Below are 19,615 nucleotides of genomic sequence, written 5' to 3'. Positions count from 1 at the left end.
CCGAGCATGAATGGGCAAGATCCTTCTCCGCCAGCTGGCGGATCAGGATGACCGGTTGAATATCCAATATCCAATAAGGAACACCCAATATCGAAGTGGATCCTGAAGGTCATTCTACTAATCCCGTAATTCCCTGTTCAAAACGAGTTATTATCGCTAAAATCAAATCTGGATGGATCGTTTATAAGGCATAAGAAGTGCCTCTCTTTTTGTGAGCCTGACCCGGCACTATAGTCTGTGATAACGGGACAATATACCAACTTTCATTCCCGGTAAAAAAATAGAGCGGAGAGCAGGGATTGAACCTGCAACCTCCGACCTGGTTGGCCGGTGCTCTGCTAATTGAGCTATCCCCGCATATAAATTTTAGTTGTACCATACCCTATTGGTATCTAATAATAAAGGTATAAAAACCATGGTTGTCAATACGGTATCTTCTATTCCGAACGTAAATTTTGAGCTGTGAAGATCCTTTGAATATCCAATATCCAACAAGGAACACCGAATATCGAAACGTTCTAGTTTTAAGTCTCGTCATTGCGAATGTTGCAGTGAGCGGAGTGAGCACAGCCTATGGCAATCTGCTTAGGAGCTCGCTTTATGGAGATTGCTTCGTCGTAAAGCCCTAAGTCCGAGTTTTGATTTCACGCCTCCTTGCAATGACCTGGTTTTTGGTTGTTTGGGTAATTGTTTTACATAAAATCCTGATAATCGTACTTCAATCCCATAAATCCCGGTTCAAAGCGATGAACTTACTATAACCCTTGCTATTTTAACTACCTCACCACACACCAAAGCGTCTTCTCCCCTGTGTAAGGGGAGAAACAAAGAGGGGGAAGTGAATATCCAACAAGGAATATTGAATTTCGAAGTATTCTAATTTTGAGTCTCGTCACTGCGAGGCCTTCAGCGAAGCAAAGGCCGCGGCAATCTGTCTGAATTATTTGGGAGCTCGCTTTAGGGAGATTGCTTCGTTGTAAGGCATCGAAATCGAGACTTGACTCCCGAGCTCCTCGCAATGACCGGGTTTTGGGTGGTTAGGAATTGGCTTTCAAAATCCGTGTAATCCTTTCATCCCACTAATCCGCGATTCTTAAACGAGACATAAACCATAGCCCATACAGTATTACCTACTCCCCATGTATAACAAGAGTCCTTCTCCTTGCGAAGGAGAAGACAGATGAGGTCGTGGATACGGGCAACCAAGTCTACCCATTCGTCAGACGACTCTTTGCAGGATTCTACGGACAAGTCATGTAATAGTCGTCAGACGAGTTTCGGTAGTAAACATGGCATTCCCTTACCCTGCGGCGGTGACTGTAAGAAAACCAATTTACTTCGGTGAGCCGGAGGGCAAGGGACAGGGATTGGGTTGTGATTTCGAGCAACCGAGTATGAATAGGCAAGGCCCCTCGGTTCCTCGGGGTGACCTGTTGTTTAGTTAGGCTTACAAAAATAAGGACATCGCGGGTTTAGCCCGCGATGACTTGCCTGTTTGTTAACTCATATACCCTCAATTAGGCCAAGTACCTTTTCCACGGCTTCATCAATAGAAAGCTCATCGGTGTTGATGGTGAGTGCCGGGTTTTCGGGGGCTTCGTGATCGGCATCGTAGCCGGTGAGGCCGGAGATCTCTCCTTTTTCGGCTTTGGCGTAAAGGCCTTTGGGGTCTCGTTCCTGCGCCGTCTTTGGATCGCAGGTGATATGAACAACCTTGAAGTCGCCTTCAGGGAATAAGGCTTTGACAGCCTCGCGGTCTGTGTCAAATGGAGAAACAAAAGTGCAGATCACAATATTACCATGCTCGAAGAATAACCTGGATAAGTGGCCGACTCTCCGGATATTCTCACTTCGGTCGGCGGCACTGAAACCAAGGTCACCATTTAGTCCGTGACGGACCTGATCTCCATCCAGTAACATCGTCTGCTTTCCGGATTCAAATAATCGTTTCTCAACCTCTTTGGCGATAGTGCTCTTTCCGGCGCCGGAGATACCGGTCAACCACAGAACCTGTGCTTTATGGCCGTTTCGCTCTTCACGTTCTTCCCGGGGGATATTCCACGGCTCCCAGGTCACATTGGGCGAAACATTTCGGTCATCCGTCCCCGGTCCTCCGTCTTTAGCTACCGTTGAGCCTGCTCGCATCATACCGGCCCCGACCGTTACATTGGTGGCCTTGTCGATGATGATGAAGCTACCGGTTCTTTTATTGATCTGGTAAGCGTCAAAGAAGAGGGGCTGACTACTGACCAGTTTTACCCGACCGATCTCATTCAGCTCAAGCTTATTGGCATCCTCACGACCCATGGTATCCACGTTCATGCGATATACAATATCATCAGCGTAGACCTGGGTTCTGCGGGTGTTGTGCTGCAGTACATATTGCTTACCCGGCTCTAAGGCTTTGCCATCCATCCAGCACACATAGGCTTCAAAATCATTTCTAACCGTCGGTACATTGTCTTTTCGGACGATCATGTCCCCGCGCGAAATATCGATCTCGTCTTCAGTTGTCAGTGTCACGGAATCACCGGGGTAAGCAATGTCCAAATTTTCATCCCGTGTCACTATCTCCTTGATCTTAGTAGTCAGCCCGGATGGCAGCACTTTCACTTCATCTCCGGGACGCACATGACCGGAGGCCACACGACCTGAAAATCCCCTGAAGTTCTGATTGGGTCGGATCACATACTGCACCGGAAACCTGAAATCGATAATATTCTCATCGGCATCCACCTTAACATTCTCAAGGTGATGCAGCAAGGTTGAGCCTTTGTACCATTCGGTGTTTTCACTTTTATCCACCACGTTATCTCCCTTGAGGGCAGAGATCGGGATGTAGGTCACGTCCGTTACGTTCAATTTCTTGGCAAAGGCACTGAATTCCGAGACGATCTCATTGTATACGTCTTCAGAATAGTCCACTAGGTCCATCTTGTTGATGGCAACCACCAGGTGAGGAATCCTCAAAAGTGATGAGATAAAGGCATGGCGGCGGGATTGTGTCAATAATCCTTTCGAGGCATCTACCAGGATGACTGCAAGATCAGCCGTGGAGGCACCGGTCACCATATTTCGGGTGTATTGGGTATGACCCGGGGTGTCCGCGATGATGAATTTTCGTTTTGGGGTCGCAAAATAGCGGTAAGCTACGTCGATGGTGATCTTTTGCTCACGTTCGGCTTTGAGTCCGTCCGTTAACAGGGCCAGGTTCACATCCTCTTCCCCACTGCTCTTACTGGATTTCTCGATCGCCTCCATCTGATCTTCAAAAATAGACTTGGAATCATAGAACAACCGCCCGATCAGCGTACTTTTTCCATCATCCACACTCCCGGCTGTTGTAAAACGCAGCAGGTCCATGTCGAGATACTTATTGTCAGATTCAGAAGTTTTGGGTGAACTCATAATAGTTTTTAGTGCTTAGTTTTTAGTGCTCAGTTGGCTTGTTTTAACAATTGTAGTCAGAATTTTTACAAGCTCCAGGCACCTTTCATATTCTTGTTCTACATCAATTTTCACGACATCACTTGCTTTAAGTAACTCTAGCCAATAGAGAGCTTCCCGTGCTTCTTTCGATGCGATGCCCATCTTGTTAGTGAAATCTCTTTTGGAAACAGCAGCTCCTGCCTCATTTACATTTGCTCCTATGGCTGTTCCGGATCTGAGTATTTGCCTGCCTAGATCATACTCTTTTTGTTCATTCAATTTCTTTTTCAAGCTTAATATCATCAGTGCAAATTCAAAGCTTTTAGTGTAAATGGGGCCTTTATTTTTCATATCTCCAAACGTTTAGTTAATAACAGTAAGAGCAATCAATTACTGATTCCTTACAAAGGATCTTCAACTAAACACTAAAAACTCAAAACTAAGCACTAAAAATATCCCTGCCTTTTCCGGTCTTCCATCGCTGTTTCGCTGCGTTTGTCGTCGTGGCGATTGCCGCGTTCGGTTTGTCGGGCTGAGGCCACTTCCTGGATGATCTCCTCCATGTTGGATGCCGTGGATTCCACCGCTCCGGTGCACGTGGCATCCCCGATGGTTCTGAAACGAACGGTCTTGGTGACCACTTCCTCATCATCCATTTTATTCACAAAATCTGTATCCGCCAGCCATACCCCGCGCCGGTCAAAGACCTCGCGCTCGTGAGCAAAATACAGGGACGGGATCTCGATCTCTTCCTGAGCGATATATTGCCACACATCCATCTCCGTCCAGTTACTGATCGGGAACACGCGGAAGTTCTCGCCGGGCTTCTTCATACCGTTGTATAAATTCCATAGTTCAGGACGCTGATTCTTAGGATCCCACTGACCAAACACATCCCGGTGGGAGAAAAACCGCTCCTTGGCCCGGGCTTTCTCCTCATCACGGCGACCACCACCCAAAGCGGCATCCACCTGATGCTTTTTCAACGTGTCTAATAGAGTTACGGTTTGAAGGGCATTACGGCTGGCATCGGGGCCGGTTTCTTCTTCCACATCTCCTTTATCGATGGACTCCTGTACGCTACCCACGATCAGTTCCACACCATATTTCTCGACCAGTTTATCACGGAACTCAATGGTCTCCGGGAAATTATGTCCGGTATCCACGTGCATAAGTGGAAATGGTACCTTACCGGGATGAAATGCTTTTAAGGCTAAATGGAACATCACGATGGAGTCTTTACCACCTGAGAATAACAGTACCGGCCGGTCGAACTGGGCGGCTACTTCTCTCATTACGTAGATGCCTTCGTCTTCAAGTTCTTTTAAATGCGATTGTTTTTTGCGTTCGCTCATTGCGTGATTTTTGACGGTTGACGGAGGACCGACGACCGTTTGTAGTGTTTAGTGTTTAGTGTTTAGTGATGAGTTTTGAGTTATTACTCGATGTCCACAAACTCATCCATGCCCAGTAAAAAATAGGGATTTTTGAAGGTTTCTTTGTTGTAGGTTAGCGGAGAGTATTTTTCTCCGTTTTTACCTGAATATCTGTATACGGCATCGGCTGCTGCTGTGTCCCACTCCATGGTTGGCCCAAGGCGCGGATAGAGATCAGCTTTGCCCTCAGCTACCAGACAAAATTTAATAGAGCTTCCTGAGGGGACTTCCTCACTTACCTCTATACCGAGTTTCTTTAATTTCTTTTGTGTGGTAGCGTCACCATGGGAGCGGCTGACCACGATCCTTGCCGGTTCTGAGTTCTTGAAGGTCTCTGTTTCCAGTTTGACTGCCTTATTATCTCCTTCTTTCTTATAGGATCCGATGGTATCATCGCCATAGTACATCGTACCGAAGGCGGGCACGTAAACCACACCAAGCACCGGTTTATCCCCTTTGATCAGGGCAATATTAACGGTGAATTCGCCATTTTTCTTGATGAATTCCTTGGTTCCATCGAGCGGATCCACCAGCCAGAATGCATCCCATTCTTTTCTTTCCTCATAATCCGGAATACCTGATTCTTCTGAAATGACCGGTGTATCGGGATCTATTTCTTTCAGGGCGTTTACAATGATGTGATGGGCGGCCAGATCAGCCTTGGTGAGCGGGGAGTCATCCTCTTTGGTAATTACTTCAACATCCGTCTCATAAAATTCCAGTATTTTTTGCCCCGCCTCTTCTGCAGTCTTAATAACCTGATTTAGCATTGACCTCTTTTAAAAGTTCCAAATATAGGGTATTAATGATACGGCGATCGCACCGACTATCAAATTAAGCGGTAATCCTATACGCGTGAAATCAGTAAACTGGTAACCGCCCGGCCCCATCACCATCAGGTTGGTCTGATAGCCGATCGGTGATGAAAAACTAGCTGAAGCTGCCACGATCATCACCATGGCAAAGGGCATGAATTCCACCCCCAGAGTTGCGGCCAGTGAAAGGGCTACCGGAAACACCAGAACAGCCGCTGCATTGTTGGTGATCATTTCCGTTAGCAGCCAAGTGGCCAGGTAGGTCAGAGCCAACGCCAGTGTTGGATTATCACCCGCAAAGGAAAGCAGGTTGGTAGCCAGGAATTCGGCCGTCCCGGTATATTCCAAGGCACTTCCCAGCCCCAAAGCTGAAGCAATGGCGATCAATACCCGCCAATCCACGCTATCCAGGGCGTTAGCATACCTGAAACTTTTAGTAACCAACAGAAACCCGCTAGCAACAATAGCTGCCTGCAGCATACTAAGGATACCAGTCCCTGCCAATATCACCATTCCGATCAAAGAGAGACCGGCTACCCATGCTTTTTCGTACGTAACCGGAGTGGAGTCTTCAATAGAGCTCACCAAGTAATACTCACTGGAGTTGCGATATTTCTTTACAAAATTGGGATGAGCCTCCAGTAAGAGCACATCCCCCATGCGCAAGGTAATATCTCCTATCTTCTCGTTGATCCGCTCACCGCTTCGGGATACTGCAATGACCACTGCGTCGTACCGATCCCTGAAATTTCCATCCCTGATGGTTCTTCCGATCAATGGGTTTGAGCGGGATACCACCGCCTCGATCATCATCCGTTCATTGCGGGGGGCATTCAGCTTGAATACCTGATCAGTTGCAGGAATGAGTCCCGATATTTGTCGCAGGTCGATGATCGAATCCACAATGCCTGTAAAGATCAAACGGTCATTCCCTTTCAAAAGCTCATAGGGCCCCACAGCCGGAATGGTGCGCTCATTGCGCTGTATCTCAATCAGGTACAGTCCCGGTAAATTTCTCAGCCCGGCATCCTCGATGGTCTTACCGGTCAGTGTACTTTCCACCTCTACGATCATCTCTATGGTATATTCTTTCGGATCCTGAAAAGTGTCCAGACTGGACCCTCGTTCCGGTAGCAGACTATCCCCAAACAACATCAGATATATAAAACCCGCTACGGCGACCGGGATCCCGATAAGCGCCGGTTCAAAAAGGCCAATGGTTTCCAGCGACCCCTGCTGAATCATCAGTCCATTGATTATAAGGTTGGTACTGGTTCCTATCAGAGTACAGGTGCCCCCCAGTATGGCTGCATAACTCAATGGGATCAGGATCTTGGACACCGGGATCTGCGAGATGCGGCTCCATCGTTCCAATGCCGGAATAAAGGAAGCAACGATAGGCGTGTTATTGAGAAAGGCACTCATGATCATGACCGGACTCATGATCCTCAACTGGGCTTTTTTGACGGTCCTGGCATCCCCCATCACCTTTTGAACAATGAAATGGATAGCCCCGGTTTCCCTGAGTCCTGCAGCTACAATATACAGTGCTGCCACGGTCAGCATCCCCTCGTTCGAAAAACCGGAAAGGGCTTGCTCAGCCGGCAAGATCCCTGATATAAAGATCACAGCCAGCCCTGCAAATAGGATGATATCCACCGAAATGGAGGTGCCAACCAGCAGGATCAAACAGATCAAGATCACCCCTAAGACAAACCAGCCTTCAAATGTCATATAATTTCAATTCTGTATGTGAGTTGATGAATGCGGAATATATCATCAGGCGGGCAGAGGAAAAAATTGAATGTACAGCTTTTCTCCAAGGCAATTAAAAATACAAAAACCGTGATCCATCTTTCTTTCATCTCTGATCAAACCCTAAAGCCAACTGCAACTAATTTAGTGACCTATACGAATTTATCAATCCCTACTCAGCGCATAGACCCGGACATACGTATTTAGTCGTATTTTTAATTTTAGGCCTTATTACCGATGTATTTATAAAGAGTTATTGGGATCTTCATTACCCTAATCATAAAGAACTTCCATTATCAATTCAGTTTACATGACGCACAAAATAAAAACCGGAATAGAGGGTTTAGATGAAATTTTAGACGGCGGATTATTAACTAACAGATCCTATTTAATACAAGGCGGACCGGGTTCCGGGAAATCTACTCTTGGGTATCATTTTTTGGAAGAAGGTAATAAGAACCATGAGAATACTCTACTGATCTCTTTAAGTGAGAAAAACGAGAATATCGTTGAAAATATCATGCGCCAGAACATTGATCTGTCTGATACGAAGATCTTAGACCTCAGTCCAAGTGCCAGTCTTTATGAAGATGGGGAAACCTATGGTATTTTTTCTCCCTCAAATGTCGACCAAAAGCCATTGATGCAAAAGATCAAGCAGGTGCTTGATGAGCATAAACCTTCCCGCGTGGTCCTGGATTCCATCACCATGCTGAATATGCTCAATGAAAACCCTTACCATGCCCGAACCCTGGCTCTTTCATTTATCCGGTATCTCTCCAATAATGATGCCACTCTACTGATGATCTCAGAACAAAGTACAGATATCGAAGAAGCCTCTTTTTGGGTTAATGGTGTCATAAAACTGAACCATGAATCAGGCTGGCGAAAAATTGAAGTAAATAAATACAGAGGATCTGATTTTCAGTCTGGGCAGCATGCTTTCAGAATTTCTGACAAAGGACTGGAAGTCTTTCCTCAATTAAAGCCTAATAAATACGAACGTAAATTTGCCCCCAAACAACTAAGATCAGGAATTGAAGGCCTTGACAGTATGCTGAAAGGGGGACTTGAAAGAGGTTCTACTACCCTTTTGACAGGACCTTCCGGAATTGGAAAAACAAATCTAGGCGTTCATTTTGTAAGCCACGCCGCTTCCCAGAAAGAACGCTCGGCTATCTATTCATTTGAGGAATCAAAGGAAGTCATTCTAACGCGTTCGAAAGGTATTAACATCCCGATCCATGACATAATCGAGCAGGGAAATCTTAAAATTGAATCGGTTGAACCTTTATCGTACTCCCCGGATGAATTTTCAAAAATGGTGCGAACGGATGTTGAAGAAAATGATACCCGAATAGTCATGATCGACTCCATTGGCGGTTATAAACTTGCCGTGGGAGAAGAAAATGCCCTTTCACGAATGCATTCACTTTGCGTATACCTCCAAAACATGGGAGTGACCACCATACTGATCAATGAAACTTCCAATATATTCGGTGACCTGCGGTCAACAGAGATCAATGCAAGCTACCTGGCAGATAATATCATCTTCTTTCGGTATTTCGAACATCAGGGGTCATTACTTAAATCATTGGGTATTTTGAAAAAACGCCTCAGTGATTTCGAAAGTCAGCTTAAAGAGTTCCGCATAACCGGAAACGGGATAGTGATGGGTAAACCACTGAACAACATGCGTGGGGTCTTAACCGGTCAGCCGGAAATACTTACAAACAATACTGATCATGAATAATACGGCAGTAAATTATCCGAAATTCAGTAAGAATGAATTTTCCAATCTAACGCTATTGCTGTCTAATGCCTCTGATGAGAGATTGGTATGGAATTTATTTTCTGATGAATACAATATCTCTTCATCCAAAGAATCATTGGAAACAGGTGAGTTTGATCTTCTGATCACGGATGAAAGTAGGTTTGAAGAGTGTGCCGTTCATTTTAAAGAGCTGAAAGAACAGTCCCTCCCCATTATTTTACCGGTATTACTCTTAACTAAAAATGAAACTTTTGTCAGCAATCCCAGGAAACATGCTGAGGTTATTGATGATATTCTTTTCATGCCCACTTCTCCGGAGGTTTTACGCACCAAGATCAATTTACTGCTTCAGGCAAGAAAACATTCAAAACAGTTAGAGGAAGAGAAAAGGAAGTATCAGTTACTTGCTGAAAATTCAACCGATATGATCTCAACCCACAAACCCAATGGGGAGTATGAATATGCTTCTCCGTCATCACAAAGTATATTCGGTTTCAGTTCTGAAGAGTTGATCGGGAAAAATGCATTTGATTTCATCCACCAGGATGATCTGGAAGGTGTCATAAAGGGTCGGGAACACACCATAAGAACCAAAGAACCCTCAAAAGTAGAATTCAGGAAAAGAACTAAATCTGGAGAATATAAATGGGTCGAGTCGATCATAAAAACCCTGGACCTGCCCGGTAAGAATGATGAGGTTCGGATCCAGGCTGCAACAAGAGACATCTCAGATAGGAAATGTTATGAGCAGAAACTGAAAAAGGAGGTCTCTTTTAGCAACGCTGCCCTTGATGCTTTGCCCAATATCTTCTTTATGGTGGATTCTGATCTAAACTTTATCCGATGGAATAAGAATCTCGAAAAAAACCTTGGATACTCCAATAATGAAATTAGGAATATGACTCCCTTTGACTTCTTTAAAAAAGAAGACCATGAAAGAGTTAGAATGAAAATTCAGGATGTATTTATTGATGGTGAGGCAGAAATTGAAGCAGACCTGATCACACACGATGGAAGTTTGATTCGCCACAGGATCTCCGGGCGTGAATTCATTGATGGAGAACAAAAGTATATCATTGGTACCTGTGTCGATGTTTCCAAAGACCATAGAATGATGAGCGACCTAAAAGTCTCAAATGATGAAAAGCAGATCTTGCTTCTTGAGATCCATCACCGGGTAAAAAATAACCTAGCAGTTGTATCAGGTATGTTACAACTCCAGGCCATGGAAACGGACGATCCCGTTTTGGCTGAAAAATTGAGTGAGAGCCAATTACGCATCCAATCCATAGCTTCTATTCACGAGTTGCTGTATCGCTCAGAAAGTTTCTCACAACTTAATATGGAAAAGTATTTCGTTGAACTCATAAATAATATCAAGAGAACGACCCAAACGAATCAGGAGATTTCCTTTATTCAAGACTTTGAGCCGGTTAAATTAAACATCAATCAAGCCATTCCTTGCTCATTGATCGTAAATGAACTCATCACAAACTCTATGAAACATGCTTTTAGTGATCAGCCTAATGGCACGATCACGATAACCCTAAAAGAGTTATCTGATGGCGAGGTAGGAATAATTGTTGAAGATAATGGGAAGGGGCTGGATAAGGATCTTGATTTCAAAAAACCTAATTCCCTTGGCATTCAGTTAATTGATGTATTGACAAAACAATTACACGGACAGTTAGATGTGGCCTCAGAACATGGAGCCCGGTTTTACCTATCCTTCAAAAAGCAGGATAAAAAAGGTAGCGCCAGTAATATCATATAAAAGTAACTGAGCTTAAGCAAGGTCATTTCTAAGGGCAAACCGCACAAGACCGGCTGTATTCTTAGAACCTGTCTTCTCTAATAAGTTGGTTCTATGAGTGTCTACCGTTCGCTTGCTGATATAGAGTTTATCCGCGATTTCCTGATTTGTATACTCATCCACTATTAAGCGTAAGATCTCAATTTCCCTGTCGGTCAATTCAGTTTGGGGCCCATTACCTTCGGATCCATCCTCATTTAAATATTTCCCAAGCAAGCCAAAGGTTACACCCTGACTATAGTAGGTATCACCGTCACTTACTTTCTCAATGGCCTGAATAATATCCATTTTACCGGCACTCTTTAACACATACCCGGAAGCACCGGCCTTAAGGATCTCTCTGATCGATTCCTCATCATCCCGCATACTCAACGCAATGATCTCAATATCCGAAAATTGATCTCTTATCTTTTGAGCGACCTCTATTCCATCCATCTCTGGCATATTTATATCCAAAAGTACGATATCAATGTCATCATAATCATGACATTTGGATAAAGCTTCTCTGCCATTATGTGCCTCATATAATCTATTTGCGATATCACTTTGGTTTAAGGTCATGATAATACCATCTCTCATGACCTCATGATCATCCACAATTAGAACATTGACTTTATTCATATCGAGTAGAAATATTAAGTTATCGGGATAACAACACTGACAGCCAATCCCTTATTTGAAACATTATTGATCTCTATTGTTCCTTGTAATAGTTCAACCCGGTCTTTGATACTTTGTAATCCGATCCCTTTCCTAATTGAAATATTCTTCATATCAAGGCCACTCCCATTATCTCTGATCTTACATCGGATCTCCTCCGGGCTTTTTTTGATCTCTAACCAGATCGTATCGCATCCTGAATGCCTAACTGCATTTGAGATCACTTCCTGCATAATGCGATATAAATTTGTTTCAACTTCCTTATTGACTGTCCACTCAGACTCATTGTCATAAGTAAAGTTAAAATCAATGTTGGATGATAATTTATATTGCTTGATCAGTAGTTTTACAGCTGATATGATCCCATGCTTATCAATAGTTTGTGGCATCAGATTTTGTGAAATACTCCTTGTCTCAGAAACGGCTTTTTTTACAAGGTCCCTGGCATAGCGCAGCTGATCGGCACCCTTTTCATCCTTTAATATCTCCCCGGTATTATCGAGATGAAGAATGGCAGCCGATAAATACTGGGCTATTCCATCATGCAGTTCTTTAGAAATGCGTTTTCTTTCTTTGTTTTCGCCCTGTAGATATGATCTCTTAATTTTCTTTTCCTGATTCTTTTGATCCGTGATATCCAGCACGACACCATGAAGTTTCAGAGGGTCTCCATCCTTCCAATCAAATATTTCACCAATTTCCTTAAACCAGCGAATTTCACCATCCGGTTTTTCGATCCGATATTCAGATTCAAAATTTTCACCCCGTTTCAGTTTCTCAAAATTTTTCTCAAATATACTTTGATCATCAGGGTGGACCAGATCCATCATCATATCTATGCTAGGAGTTACCTTTTCCTGATCCAAACCAAATAATTTATAAATAATATCTGACCAAGTGATCTCCCCTGTATCCAGGTTACTCTCCCAATACCCTAGCTGTGCAATTTCCTGTGCTGCTTTTAACTGATAGTTCTGTCGTTTGACTCGTTCATTCGCTCTTATTTGATCCGTAATTTCAATTCCTTCACAGTAAATCCCGTGTACCTTCCCATCATTTTTCACCGGCACATAGATCAAATTAAAGATGAACTCCTTACTGCCTCCTGCCCCGTCATTGATCCAGACAGTTTTTTCCCTATCGATATATGGCTCACCCGTTTTATAAACATTGTCCAGTATGTCAATATATCCCTGTTCTTCTACTTCGGGAATTACTTCGATCACATTTTTATCAATTAACGCATTTGTTCCCACCACTTTTTTATAGGCATCATTTGCATACACAAATTTATGATCAGGGCCTTCCAGGATACATCGGGGAGAAGGAGTTTGATCAAAGGTATCTTTAAGATTTTTTATATCAACCTCTATCTTTTTGCGTCTTTCCCTCTCCTGATCAAGGACGTAGGCCAACTCTTTCTTTAATTCATTTTCCTGAGTGATATCTATGCCTGTACCAACAATGAAGTCATGACCGTCGTTATTAAAACGACTTGCCGTTATTTTATATAGTCTTTTTAATTCTGATCTGGTTTTTATGAATATTTTTGTCTCTGTCTCCCCTTTTTCCCTTACTTCACGTAGAGCCTCCTCTGCTTTTGCCTGATCACATTCCTCAACCCTTTCAATAGCATTCAGATGCATTAGCTCCTTGTCTGAAAGTCCTGATATGATATTCGTATCATTATTCCACCGGATAAGACGTCCCTTTTCATCCAAAACAAAAAATATACCCGGGAGGCTATTTTGTATTCGATCAGCAAAACGTTTCTCCTTTTTTACTTCCTGTTGATGAACATCGATCTTGGTCATTAAATGACGAATGGTGAGAAACAAAACCAGGGCGATGATCCCTAAAAAAAGAAGACCTTTATACGTCTGAATACTTCTGTATATACTGAATTGGTCAAAGTACCGGCCCAAAAGAGTATCTGTCCCAAATATATAAACCGCCCCGACTGCGAATAATACCGCAGACCACTTGAAAGCAATGAAATTTTTATTGTCACGAATGTTTTTCAACAAATCCATTAGCTTGAATCAATGATTGTCTTCATGCTAAAATATATAATAAACATTATAATATTAATGATTAAGGAATATATTTTAACCCTTATATCCTTCAGGATTTTTATAGTATTGTACTAAAATAACACTCATGACTTGACGGTCTATGTGGTATATCAGAACTAAGACCATCGGGTTGGGTAGAGGAATTACAGGTTAATGATGCCTTACAATGAGCCAATAGAGTTTAACAAGTGCGGATAGATCATTTTAACACTTTTAGCTTACCCTTAATACCTTTTTTACAAACATTGTGATATGGCTGATCATCTTATCAACGGAGCATAAGTCTAAATTAAAATTATCTCTAATTTACGTTGTAGATGTAATTTGTAAACCCTTATATTTGATGCTCTCTAAAACGAGGTGTCCTCTGATTTACTGATAAAAGTAACATTTATACTTTTGTTGTCATTTTTTGCGAATGTATTGGAATGGCAAAGGTCGTTAAGCATTTTAGTTTCAATTAACGGCACAGTATAAGTTGCTTAATATCAGATAATTAGAACATGAGCCGCTGTGGTGGAATTGGTAGACACGTTGGACTTAAAATCTTTCCGATCGTCCAATACAGCCGATAGAGCCCGATTTTGGCTATTTTTTGTTACCATTTTGTTACCAAATGCCCTCCTAATATCGTACTTCTCTGAGTAGAAAATTCGATCGTTGTGGATCTAAGGATTCTCTTATTTCCACACCTGTCGCGCGCAAGATTTAGATGTTACGCCTGTCTTAATTTCAACAAATACAGGAGAACATAATGGATTACAAAATCTATCCCTTCAAACGCGACAAAAAGTACCGACTCTTCATACGTTTCTTTGATGAGTATGGACAAAAGAAACATCTTTCCAGTGGTGTTACTTATCCACTGAAGCACACTAAAAAAGAACGTCTCGCCGCTATTAAGGAAGCAGAGAAAGTGGCGGAGGATAAACTCATTGCCTTTTACAAGGGAGAAACCGAAACCAAGCCAAAAATTGATTCCCTTCGTGTGTTTTTAGACAACCATTATTACCCTCATATTCGTAGCAATCTAAAAGCTTCCACCGTGGTTAGCTATAAAAACGCTCTCACTCATTTTTTGCGAATCTGTGGTTCAAAGCCCATTGCCGCTTACTCCAGAACAGATATACAGAAATACAAAGTGAAACGATTTGACAAGGAGGACATCAAGAAGACCACTATTAATATTGAACTCAGAAGCATCAAAGCGGCTTTTTCCTGGGCCTACAAGAATGATTTTTTGGATAAACACCCCTTCAAAGGGCAAGATTTTTTATTCAAAGCCAAAACGAAACGTAGACCTTTTAGAAAGGATGAGCTTGAGCGATTACTTAAACAGACCGAAGGTAAGATGATCGGTTTAGTCATTCGCCTTAGTTACTATACCGGTATGCGTATTGGAGAGCTATCTCAAATGCAATGGCGGATGGTCAATCTCGATAAACGATATATAAACCTGACTTCCAAGATCACAAAATCTGCGAAGTCTCGGATTATACCTCTGAGTCCAAGAGCCTTTAATATCATTAAAATTTTTGAGGCACAGCTCAAGGAAAAACGAAAAAAGAAAGCCTTCTGGTATGAAGATAAACCCTTTCCAACCTGCTATGTATTGCAAAAGAAACGGGGATATGGCCGATATGAATGCCGCAGTATTCAGGATACCTTCAGAAAGCACATGAATGAGGCCGGACTACCCAAAGAACTCACTTTCCATAGCCTCCGGCATACCTTTGCTACCCGAGTCTTAGAAAACGGCGGAAATATTAACGCCGTGAGCAAAATCATGGGACATTCTACTCCAATGATTACCTCTCAGTTCTATGATCATAGTACGGCTCTTAATTTCCGAGAAGAGATGGATTTATTGCCGAAATAGTTCTCGCAAGTAAGATATACCTTGGGGATATTCATAGAATTACTAAATCAAGTGAATATCTCCAAGGTTTTTTTATTTCACTACATCAAAACAACGATGAACAAATCTATTTTTATAACTTATAAAAGGTCTAAATACTATTGTGGACAAGTTCCCCAAAATGGCATGTTATAATTTACAAGTGCACTATTTGTGCTAAATCCTGTGGGTTCTTCATTAAAATTTGAGACACACCACCCCGTTAAATCCTGGTTAAAGCTCTCTGCTCCATAGAACATATAAATCATGTCAGTGACATTTCCTACACTCCAGTTACCAATATTTTGATTAAAGCTTAGAGCCCCGTCGAACATATGATGCAGGTTTGTAACACTGCCTACATCCCAGGAACTAATATCTCTGTCGAAGGTTGCCGCTTGAGCAAACATGTATTCCATATTTGTAACATTACTAACGTTCCAATTTCCTAAGCCTTGGTTAAAAGCCAATGCATTCCAAAACATCTCTGACATGTCTGTTACATTATTTACGTTCCAGGTGTTAATGCTTTGATTAAAACTTTCTGAACCTTTAAACATAGATGCCATTGTTGTGACATTACTAACGTTCCAAGTACCAATATCTTGATTGAAATTGGTAGCTTCTGAAAACATTGCCGACATGTCTGTAACGCTACTTACATCCCAACCCCCTATAGGTTGGTTGAAATTTTCAGCTCCTGAAAACATTGCTGACATGTCTGTAACACTACTTACATCCCATCCTCCTATGGTTTGATTGAAATTGGTAGATGAGCCAAACATAAGATCCATCCTTGTAACATTAGACACATTCCAACCTCCTATATTTTGGTCAAATACTATAGCGTTCCAAAACATCACCCCCATGTCTTTTACGTTACCAACATCCCAACTACCAATATCTTGATTGAAGGATCTTGCGTTAGCAAACATCCCGAACATATCAGTTACACTGCTGACGTCCCAATTTCCCAAATACCCATTAAAATTTTGCGCATCAAAAAACATTTGATACATATCAGTCACATTTCCTACACTCCAATTTCCAATATTTTGATTAAAGGATATTGCAGAATCAAACATTTGGTACATATATAAAACATTGCTGACGTCCCAATTTCCAATATCCTGATTAAAACTTTCAGCATCCGCAAACATCCCTGCCATATTTACGACACTGGAAACATCCCATTGACTAATATCCTTATTGAAACTTAAGGCACCAAAAAACATACCACGAGCATCTACGACATTACTTAAATCCCAATTACTAATGTCTTGGTTAAATGTAGTCATATCTGTAGATGAGTTAAGTTGACTACCCGAATTATCAAAAGTCTGCAGGTTTGCTAGTAGCTTATTGTAGCCCCTATCATTATTTAATTTAGTCTTTGACGCAAAACTCTTTAGACGACTTTGATCAGCCAAGATGAAAGACATGTCTTTTACATGTGTGGTACATAGTCTTGACAAATCACTTTGCTCATCCCTCCTCTGGATAAGCAAAGCTCTATCTACAGCTTCATACTGGATACCGTTAATATTACCTAATTGCCCAATTTCAGCACTTGGGCATTTGACCGTAATTCCATTTTCAGCCAGGTAGAAGGGTTTTTCTTGAAAAACGGCCGTTATATTTGTTTCAGAATCAATTTCTACTGTTTCAGGGTTAAGACTTCCCTGCAAGTCTCCTTCCCAGCGAAGAAACTCCCAACCTGAATTAGCAAATGCTTGTAGTTCAACAATAGTACCTGCCTCATAGTCATTCGCCTTTTCCTGAATAATAGTTTCTTCAACTGTTCCTGAGCCTTCAATAGTCATATTCAACGGGTAAAGACGTTCTTCAAAGACTGCTGTAATCTGTTTATCACTATTCATAATTACACTTGCAGGATTTGATGTGGAACTAAAGTCTCCTTCAAATCTCACAAACTCCCAACCATCATTAGGTGAAGCAGTAATTTCTACGGATTGTCCTTCTTCGAATGTGGCATCACTCGGTGCAACTTGTCCTCCATCTTCATTATTTACTGTTACAATGAGACGATATATTTCAATCTTGTCATCGGAGCCAGACGATACAGTTGTTGATTGGCACGAAATTATAAAAAATATTAGAATTAAGAGGCTTATATAGCTTTTATTTGAGATTGAAATCATAAGGAAATTTGCGATTAGTTATTTTGTACTACAGATCAGTCTACAATTAAACTAATCAAAAACATGATTATAGACCCGACTGTAGGTTCAATAATATGTTCTTAAATGAACCAGTTCTGAACTCCCGAAAGAAAACACCTCTCACAGCCTGAGGTATGCGTTTGCCACCCGTACATTAGAAAATGGTGGAAATATTAACTGAAGTAGTCACGATACGTGAACATGGTAAAAATGTGAACAAAACTACCCTTTCACCTTAACCAATCTCCATCCCCACTGTTTCTTCTTTTTGTCATAGTTTATCATGGCTAATCCTTTGATCTCATCCCTATCTGATAAACCATATTTCTTCACTGTTCCAGGATCTACAAATATGGAGTGATGGCCATTTATAAATCCAAAGCTGTTACCTGTTTGAATGCTGATAATACCCTGTACATCCATCAATAAATCAGCTTCAGGTTTCTCTTCGGTCTTTTCTAATGAGTAAACTTCATAGTATCCACTATCCCCTTCTGCATTCATTTTTACTCGAAATATATCCCCAACTTCTGGAGAAATATCAAAATCTGAGTAGTTAAAAAATCCCTGAATTTTTCCAGCTTTTATAAAATTTAAAATACTCTTTTCTCTATTAACGTACTCAACGACCACAAGTGTTTCAGGAAGATCCCCATACAACAGCTTGTTTACTGACTTAGCTTTTTCTTTATAAAAACCCTTATTGCTTTCTTTACTCGTCGCATTATTATACCATGGAGCTGAAACCCATTCATTTACGCGGTTTGATACTTTCCAGCCATGATCCATTCTGAAATCGTAGTATTCATCGACTTCTGTTTTAGCTTCATCCCAAAGTTCTTTGTTCATGAGCAAGGCTGCTAATTTTACCCTAATCTTATTCTTAAATTCTTCCTTATTGTTAATCAGTAAGGCTTTGCAATAGCATGAGAGCTGGAGATCCTGATCTTTTCTATGTAGATCACCCAATAATTCCCAAACCCAAGTCTGTTTCCTATTTTTGCGTGCAAATGGCAGGAATGAATTAATGGCTTCATCATCCCTTCCTAAGGCAAGTAGAAGCTGGGCCTTTCTATACCGTAGAAACTTAAACTCTTCATGCTCTTTGATAACATTATTAAGTTTTCTAAGATAGTTTTCTACAAACTCATCACTGATTTTACCCTCATTCTTAGCTTCTACTAAATGTTTTGAGTAGGTAGTAAAAACTTTTTCAGCTAAAGATGAATAGGTTCTCCCATTAGAACCTTCATATTCTTTAAAGTCATCTTTAGTAAAATTGTTTGTTTCCCACCAATCAATTAGTTCTAAATATTCTGGCTCTGATTTGAGAATATCATGAAGATAAATGAGTATAAAACGATAAGGCTCGGAATACCCAGATAATTCAAAGTTTTTGATAATACTGAAAATATTCTTAGCTCTTCCTCTATATTTATTTACTTCATCTGTCGCATGAATTATTCGTATTCCATGTGAAATTACTTTTGTAAAATGCTCATAAAACATCTCTTCATCTGGCGATAAATTCAGCTTTTGTATGTTTTCAAGGACTTTGATCAGGTTGCTGATTTCCTCGTTAGTTACCTGTCTCTCTAAGTTCGTAACTCTTTCTTTTAAATAATGATAGAGAACCCAAGACATCCCTCTTTTGCTCCACATTAATGCTTCTGAGTCACCGTCTTGAACAGCTTGTTCCATTTCCTTCTTAGCAAGCTGGTAGGCTTCCCTCAGTTTTCCTTCTTTAATAAGTCTCATTATATCTTTAAATGGCATAA

General features: G+C 41.5%; 12 protein-coding genes and 1 tRNA gene. 3 read left to right on the top strand and 10 right to left on the bottom strand.

All coding sequences use genetic code 11. The annotated features are described in order from the left end of the window. Nucleotides 1-284 precede the first annotated feature (284 nt). The 6 genes from AC13FX_RS05630 to AC13FX_RS05605 all read right to left on the bottom strand — a co-directional run bounded on the left by AC13FX_RS05630 (nt 285) and on the right by AC13FX_RS05605 (nt 7,414). Nucleotides 285-357: transfer RNA gene (locus AC13FX_RS05630), tRNA-Gly, on the bottom strand. 1,146 nt (nt 358-1,503) lie between these two features. Further along, on the bottom strand, nt 1,504-3,408 hold the full coding sequence (gene cysN / locus AC13FX_RS05625; RefSeq protein WP_482879535.1) for a sulfate adenylyltransferase subunit CysN: 1,905 nt from the start codon (nt 3,406-3,408) through the stop codon (nt 1,504-1,506). A 15-nt stretch (nt 3,409-3,423) separates the two neighbouring features. Continuing rightward, on the bottom strand, nt 3,424-3,780 hold the full coding sequence (locus AC13FX_RS05620; RefSeq protein ID WP_482879534.1) for a four helix bundle protein: 357 nt from the start codon (nt 3,778-3,780) through the stop codon (nt 3,424-3,426). A gap of 95 nt (nt 3,781-3,875) precedes the next feature. After that, nucleotides 3,876-4,784 carry a sulfate adenylyltransferase subunit CysD gene (gene cysD, locus AC13FX_RS05615; RefSeq protein ID WP_482879533.1) on the bottom strand — a complete coding sequence of 303 codons (909 nt, stop codon included), beginning with the start codon at nt 4,782-4,784 and terminating at the stop codon, nt 3,876-3,878. Between the two features lie 83 nt (nt 4,785-4,867). After that, entirely contained in the window at nt 4,868-5,635 is a 768-nt protein-coding gene (gene cysQ / locus AC13FX_RS05610; RefSeq protein WP_482879531.1) for a 3'(2'),5'-bisphosphate nucleotidase CysQ, read from the bottom strand. A 9-nt stretch (nt 5,636-5,644) separates the two neighbouring features. Further along, nucleotides 5,645-7,414, bottom strand: coding sequence for an SLC13 family permease (locus AC13FX_RS05605; protein WP_482879530.1), 1,770 nt, complete (start codon nt 7,412-7,414; stop codon nt 5,645-5,647). 331 nt (nt 7,415-7,745) lie between these two features. On the opposite strand from AC13FX_RS05605, the gene AC13FX_RS05600 reads away from it, so the two are divergent. Together AC13FX_RS05600 and AC13FX_RS05595 are read left to right on the top strand one after the other, a co-directional pair. Beyond that, nucleotides 7,746-9,188 carry an ATPase domain-containing protein gene (locus tag AC13FX_RS05600; RefSeq protein ID WP_482879529.1) on the top strand — a complete coding sequence of 481 codons (1,443 nt, stop codon included), beginning with the start codon at nt 7,746-7,748 and terminating at the stop codon, nt 9,186-9,188. Further along, nucleotides 9,181-10,983 carry a sensor histidine kinase gene (locus AC13FX_RS05595; RefSeq protein ID WP_482879528.1) on the top strand — a complete coding sequence of 601 codons (1,803 nt, stop codon included), beginning with the start codon at nt 9,181-9,183 and terminating at the stop codon, nt 10,981-10,983. Before AC13FX_RS05600 ends, AC13FX_RS05595 begins: the two co-directional genes overlap by 8 nt. A 12-nt stretch (nt 10,984-10,995) precedes the next feature. Here the strand turns inward: AC13FX_RS05595 and AC13FX_RS05590 are convergent, their stop codons facing one another. Both AC13FX_RS05590 and AC13FX_RS05585 read right to left on the bottom strand, forming a co-directional pair. Further along, nucleotides 10,996-11,643, bottom strand: a complete 648-nt coding sequence (locus tag AC13FX_RS05590) for a response regulator (protein ID WP_482879526.1) — start codon at nt 11,641-11,643, stop codon at nt 10,996-10,998. Between the two features lie 14 nt (nt 11,644-11,657). Further along, a complete protein-coding gene (locus AC13FX_RS05585; protein WP_482879525.1) occupies nt 11,658-13,715 on the bottom strand; it encodes a PAS domain S-box protein in 2,058 nt (685 codons plus the stop codon). Nucleotides 13,716-14,511: 796 nt separating this feature from the next. Here AC13FX_RS05585 and AC13FX_RS05580 point away from each other — a divergent pair. Further along, entirely contained in the window at nt 14,512-15,636 is a 1,125-nt protein-coding gene (locus AC13FX_RS05580; RefSeq protein WP_482879523.1) for a tyrosine-type recombinase/integrase, read from the top strand. A gap of 137 nt (nt 15,637-15,773) precedes the next feature. Here AC13FX_RS05580 and AC13FX_RS05575 read toward each other — a convergent pair whose 3' ends face one another. Both AC13FX_RS05575 and AC13FX_RS05570 read right to left on the bottom strand, forming a co-directional pair. Further along, nucleotides 15,774-17,816, bottom strand: coding sequence for a BspA family leucine-rich repeat surface protein (locus AC13FX_RS05575; protein WP_482879521.1), 2,043 nt, complete (start codon nt 17,814-17,816; stop codon nt 15,774-15,776). A gap of 243 nt (nt 17,817-18,059) precedes the next feature. Continuing rightward, nucleotides 18,060-19,613, bottom strand: a complete 1,554-nt coding sequence (locus tag AC13FX_RS05570) for a tetratricopeptide repeat protein (RefSeq protein WP_482879520.1) — start codon at nt 19,611-19,613, stop codon at nt 18,060-18,062. Nucleotides 19,614-19,615: the final 2 nt, after the last annotated feature.

The sequence above is a fragment of the Gracilimonas sp. B-17 genome (assembly GCF_056857935.1).
The sequence above is the reverse complement of the archived record's forward strand: the minus strand, read 5'-3'. Positions and strand labels throughout refer to the sequence as shown.

What these genes read in the sequence shown, in the direction of transcription:
- cysN (WP_482879535.1), bottom strand. Translation starts at nt 3,408, where the DNA reads ATGAGTTCACCCAAAACTTCTGAATCTGACAATAAGTATCTCGACATG.
- AC13FX_RS05620 (WP_482879534.1), bottom strand. Translation starts at nt 3,780, where the DNA reads ATGAAAAATAAAGGCCCCATTTACACTAAAAGCTTTGAATTTGCACTG.
- cysD (WP_482879533.1), bottom strand. Translation starts at nt 4,784, where the DNA reads ATGAGCGAACGCAAAAAACAATCGCATTTAAAAGAACTTGAAGACGAA.
- cysQ (WP_482879531.1), bottom strand. Translation starts at nt 5,635, where the DNA reads ATGCTAAATCAGGTTATTAAGACTGCAGAAGAGGCGGGGCAAAAAATA.
- AC13FX_RS05605 (WP_482879530.1), bottom strand. Translation starts at nt 7,414, where the DNA reads ATGACATTTGAAGGCTGGTTTGTCTTAGGGGTGATCTTGATCTGTTTG.
- AC13FX_RS05600 (WP_482879529.1), top strand. Translation starts at nt 7,746, where the DNA reads ATGACGCACAAAATAAAAACCGGAATAGAGGGTTTAGATGAAATTTTA.
- AC13FX_RS05595 (WP_482879528.1), top strand. Translation starts at nt 9,181, where the DNA reads ATGAATAATACGGCAGTAAATTATCCGAAATTCAGTAAGAATGAATTT.
- AC13FX_RS05590 (WP_482879526.1), bottom strand. Translation starts at nt 11,643, where the DNA reads ATGAATAAAGTCAATGTTCTAATTGTGGATGATCATGAGGTCATGAGA.
- AC13FX_RS05585 (WP_482879525.1), bottom strand. Translation starts at nt 13,715, where the DNA reads ATGGATTTGTTGAAAAACATTCGTGACAATAAAAATTTCATTGCTTTC.
- AC13FX_RS05580 (WP_482879523.1), top strand. Translation starts at nt 14,512, where the DNA reads ATGGATTACAAAATCTATCCCTTCAAACGCGACAAAAAGTACCGACTC.
- AC13FX_RS05575 (WP_482879521.1), bottom strand. Translation starts at nt 17,816, where the DNA reads ATGATTTCAATCTCAAATAAAAGCTATATAAGCCTCTTAATTCTAATA.
- AC13FX_RS05570 (WP_482879520.1), bottom strand. Translation starts at nt 19,613, where the DNA reads ATGCCATTTAAAGATATAATGAGACTTATTAAAGAAGGAAAACTGAGG.